At 57.1% G+C, this 3,995-nt stretch carries 3 protein-coding genes; 2 read left to right on the forward strand and 1 reads right to left on the reverse strand.

Annotated features, from left to right (window positions below; all coding sequences use genetic code 11):
* The first annotated feature begins 649 nt into the window (after positions 1 to 649).
* On the forward strand, positions 650 to 1,912 hold the full coding sequence (locus OXG98_19035; protein ID MCY3774103.1) for an aminotransferase class V-fold PLP-dependent enzyme: 1,263 nt from the start codon (positions 650 to 652) through the stop codon (positions 1,910 to 1,912).
* On the opposite strand, the gene OXG98_19040 is transcribed toward OXG98_19035, so the two are convergent.
* On the reverse strand, positions 1,909 to 3,288 hold the full coding sequence (locus OXG98_19040; protein ID MCY3774104.1) for a hypothetical protein: 1,380 nt from the start codon (positions 3,286 to 3,288) through the stop codon (positions 1,909 to 1,911). The two genes, OXG98_19035 and OXG98_19040, sit on opposite strands and share 4 nt — an antisense overlap.
* Positions 3,289 to 3,576: 288 nt before the next feature.
* On the opposite strand from OXG98_19040, the gene OXG98_19045 reads away from it, so the two are divergent.
* A partial coding sequence (locus OXG98_19045; protein MCY3774105.1) for a hypothetical protein occupies positions 3,577 to 3,995 on the forward strand: 419 nt, incomplete at its 3' end.

Below are 3,995 nucleotides of genomic sequence, written 5' to 3' on the forward strand. Positions count from 1 at the left end.
CCAGATTCCTACGGTCGCAAAGTTAATCAGCATGAAGCTGGGTTAATTCAAAAAGAATTGGATAAATACCTAAAGGAGCCAGACGATGCCTAAGCGTAAACCCCACCACGATAAAAAAGATGTGTTGGACGGCAGTCCACCACCATCCTGTTCACGTGGACGGCCCGTTGAATACCCACTGCCACCACCTATCCCTGCTACACCAGAGAAGCTTGCGCGGGCCGTAGCGAATACGCCGCCGCCGAAGGAGTGGGAGTATATGAAACAGAAAAGGACGAAGAAATGAATCAACCTGAAGTAAGACCAGGAGAGTGCATATGGGTTGGTAATCGAAAGGTTTGTGTTCTTAGGATACTGGATAATGGAGACATTTATGTAGGTACTTCCAATATCCAGGCACAAGAGGCCAGAAACCTTACAAACCAATCGGTGAGACAGTGATATGGGAAGGGGATAGATGGAGTTTCAAGGTCAAAGGTGTTAGCGGTGGATACATAGATGAGATGAGCCAAGAAGCCAGCATAATGAGAGATTGTCTTTAATCATTTTACAATTCACTGCGAGTTCCGGTGTGTTTACCTTTCGATGTAATTACCACAAGAATCCACAGTTAGATTCAACGTAAACCACTGATTCCAAGGAGCAACTCATGTCCGTATCGAGACGGGAGTTCATGGGCATCGTGTCGACTGCCGCGCTTGCGGGCGTCGCCGGCGCAGCGTGCGATAACGAGGCGAGTCAGACCCCGGTCGACGCCACGGCGCAGGTCCTCTCCGGCGACGATCCCCTGGGCGTTCGCGCGGACTTTCCGGTCGCCAGTGAATCCCTTTACCTGAATACGCCCTACATCGGTCCGTCGCCCCAGCCCGCGGTGGACAAGACCATCGAGTTCCTCGCGGCCAAGTCCCGCGATCCCGTCCTGCTCGGCGACATGCTCGAGGAGGAGGAAGCCGTGCGGGAGAAGTTTGCCCGCCTCATCCGCGCCCAGATCGGCGAGATCGGCCTGGTGTCGTCCACCAGCGAGGGCGAGAACATCGTGGTCAATTCCCTGGGCCTGAAGGCCGGGGACAACGTGGTGATCGACGATCTCCACTACATGACGTCGCTGGTTATGTACAGCCAGCTGGCCGAGACCCTGGGTATCGAAACGCGCATCGTCCGGAACGTGGACGGCGTGGCTTCGCCCGAAGCCTTCGCCGACATGGTGGACGAGAACACGAAGCTGGTCTCCGTGGCGTGGATTTCCAACCGGAACGGCTACCGCCACGACCTGAAGGCCCTGGCGGACGTGGCCCATGCGAGCGGCGCGTACCTGTATGCGGACGCCGTACAGGGCGTCGGCATGCTCGATCTCGACGTGGGGCCGACGGGGGTCGATTTCCTCACCACGGGGTCGTACAAATGGCTGCTCGGCGGCTTCGGCGTGGCGCCGTTCTACGTGCGGGAATCGGTGATGGACGTGGTGAAGCCCGATCGCCTGGGGTGGAGAATGGTGGACGAAAGGCTGCCCGACTACCAGTATACGATTTACAAGGATGCGAGGAAATTCGGGTATGCCACACCGGCCTTCGCGGCGATCTACCAACTTTCCGGGTCGCTGGAGTACCTGTTGAACGTGGGAACCGACCAGATCGAACAGCACACGGTCGCCCTGGCGCACCGCCTGCACGCCGGATTGACCGAGCAGGGATTCGAGGTCTTTACGCCGCCCGGTAATCAGTCCGCCATCGTGTCCTTCAACCACGGCGCCGATCACGAAATAATCAGCGGGCAACTCGCCGAATCGGGCGTCCGCCTGTCCTTCCGGGAGAGCAACGCCCAGATCCGCGTGGGGCCCGCCCTGTTCAACAACGAGCAGGACATCGACGCGTTCCTGGACATCACGAAGGGCTGGAGGGAAGCGGCCAGCTAGCCGCGCCTTCTGCCCATGCGCCACCGGACCACGATCGTTTCCGTGACGAATCCACTGTAGAGTGCAGCCACACCGCGGATTGCCCCGTGCAGGTCGAAGAGCGCGAGTACGTTTACGACGATGACGATCGCGCCGGCCCGTGCGGGGCCGCTCGGCGCGATGGCGCCCGTGCGGTGGTCCCGCAGCGCGATCCCGTGGAGGTAGGACCGGATCGTGACAGCGAGCGGAAAAAAGGAGAAGATGATCAGCGGCACGGTGCAGCGCACGGCGAAATCGTGATCCACGCCGATCAGGGTCTCCAGCAGGAAAAACCTCACCGGGGTCCAGAACATCAGGACCATGGTCCCAAAGGAAATCAGACCGCAGATGGCCGTGAATCGTCGGATGATCCGGCCTTCCGGATCCTGCCGCTGAAAGGCGGGCGGCAGGTTCTTGAGTTCGTTCAGCCACCCGTAGGGCAGATGGGCGAGGGCGTACACGATGGTGAGCACGGCCAGGGATTCCGTGCCGTCCGCGCCTCGGGCGACGAACAGGTTGATGATGGGCCGGCTCAAGGCCTGAATGCCGATCGTTACGGCCAGGGGCCAGTAGAACCGCAGTACGTAGGCCGCGGTCAACGGAAGCTGTCTCCGGGAGACCTGTTCGCCGGCCGCATCCTGCCGGGCCGCATCCCGTCCAGCCGCATCCTGTCCAGCCGCATCCTGTCCAGCCGATCGCTCCCCTTCCGTGCTCCCGCCTTTCCGCAGTGATCTCCGAACGAATCGCCGGTAGCCGTAGATGATCACGGCCAGTTCCGTCAGGACGCCGAAGTAGGTCGCGGCCACCGGCAGCAGAATGGGATCGGCCTGAACGGTCGGCGTCGGAAGGAACAGGAACACGGACACCACGCTCATGCTGATGCCTGCCATCATGGCATAACTGATGATGTCGGTCCGACGCACCCGCAACAGGAGTCCCGACAGGAACCTCGTGATGCCCACGATCAGCGGTATGGGCAGCAGGAGTCCGAGCGCGCCGCGCACCGTGCCGCCGAGGATCGGGTCCACAGCGTGAAGCTCGTCGATCACCCATAGTCCAACCGGTGTAAATGCCAGACACCCGAGGATGAGGAAGTGCACGCCGCCGAAACCGGCGACGCATCGAAACACGGTGTGGAAGGTCGCCCGGTCCCGGACGAGGACCATGGACATCTGCCGGGTTTGGGAGACGGTGCCGGTCAGGAAAGACGTCAGTCCCCAGGCGATCCCGTACGCGGCCAGGGTTTCGGTAGGTCGGGGCACACGGGCGATGCCGCCGTTGATGACCTGGATGCCCAGTTCGTAGATCAGTTCGGTGATGACGAGGGGGAGGAGGAACCAGAAAAGGGTTCGGTACATGGTAGGAGAGTATAGCCGGGCGGGTTACGGGGGTCAAGTTATGGTAAAGATACTAGGAGGCTTCCCTTTTCTGTAGCACCAGAGATTTCCCTGTAAAGAGTAAATACGAGAAATGAGTAGACACGGTATTTTACTTAAACCAAGGTTTGTCGTCGTTCTGTAATCTAGTCAATCACTCGCATGGAACGAAAGATCGTTCGGAATATCAGATTTTGTTTCTGTAACTGACGATGTATATTCGAGTTTGTTCTAACCCTAACCACGCTTACGTAATGAAGGAGCATTTGAATGCCAATTCCGTTGGCTGCAATTGGTGTTGCCGTTGCCACTGCTGTAGCGAACTGTACGATTTTGCTTTTGGGAAAAAGTAAAATAAAGAGAGAGCAAGAATCATATGATAGTAGACTTAGGGAATTTAGATCTTTTGAGAAACACTATAGGCGAAAGATAAAAAAACTCGAGGCTCGTTTTGAGGTTTTAGGGAAAAGAAAACTTCAGTCTCTCAACACAATGAAACTCGCTGTGGACTTTATAAAAAAGGCGAGAATACGTGATCGAGATTTAAATTATCTGTTACAAATTACACAGCAAAAAATAGAGGTTTGGGAGGGCGTTACGGTCCAAGCTACGGAAATGATTGGTGGTTTAACTAAGAGCTTAGGAGCGGGGACTGCTACGGGTGTAGCAATATATAGTGCAGTGGGAGC

The sequence above is a fragment of the Gemmatimonadota bacterium genome (assembly GCA_026706345.1).
Classification (GTDB): domain Bacteria; phylum JAAXHH01; class JAAXHH01; order JAAXHH01; family JAAXHH01; genus JAAXHH01.